Origin of the sequence: Paraburkholderia sp. EG286A (assembly GCF_040965375.1) — a bacterium.
Taxonomy (GTDB): Bacteria; Pseudomonadota; Gammaproteobacteria; order Burkholderiales; family Burkholderiaceae; genus Paraburkholderia.
In genome coordinates this window covers 1-458 of sequence record NZ_JBFRCB010000033.1, presented here as the reverse complement: position 1 = coordinate 458, position 458 = coordinate 1, and the positions used below count along the sequence as shown (strand labels likewise).

1 rRNA gene is annotated in these 458 nt (G+C 48.5%); it reads right to left on the bottom strand.

Features of this window, described 5'->3' with window-relative positions:
• Nucleotides 1-109, bottom strand: a 23S ribosomal RNA gene (locus tag AB4Y35_RS42110); the annotation flags it as partial.
• Nucleotides 110-458 lie beyond the last annotated feature (349 nt).

The window sequence follows — 458 nt, the reverse complement described above, 5'->3', positions numbered from 1 at the left end:
GGTGGATCAAAGCTTGTTTGCCAGCTCCCCACCGCTTTTCGCAGGCTACCGCGTCCTTCATCGCCTGTGATCGCCAAGGCATCCACCACATGCACTTGTTCGCTTGACCCTATAACGGGTGTGTCTCTCGGTGATTGCTCACTTCGGACCACTCGCTACAGGTTGAGTATTCGTGTTGCGCCGTATTTCAAGGCAATCTTTCGATCACTTAAAAATACATTGATACAATCACAACCCTGATTCACCTACTCCACACCCATCTCTAAGTGTGTTTCGGATGAATCTCTTTACTACTTCTTCCTGATTGTTAAAGAACGACAGCCGATATTTTCGCAGTGATGCGTCATACCGCTCTGACTGGCTCAATCGCCAATGCTTGTCTCACTGAACCGCAAATACCTTTCGATGTTTGCATCAATGACACCAGCATTGAGGATTGGTGGAGGATGACGGGATCG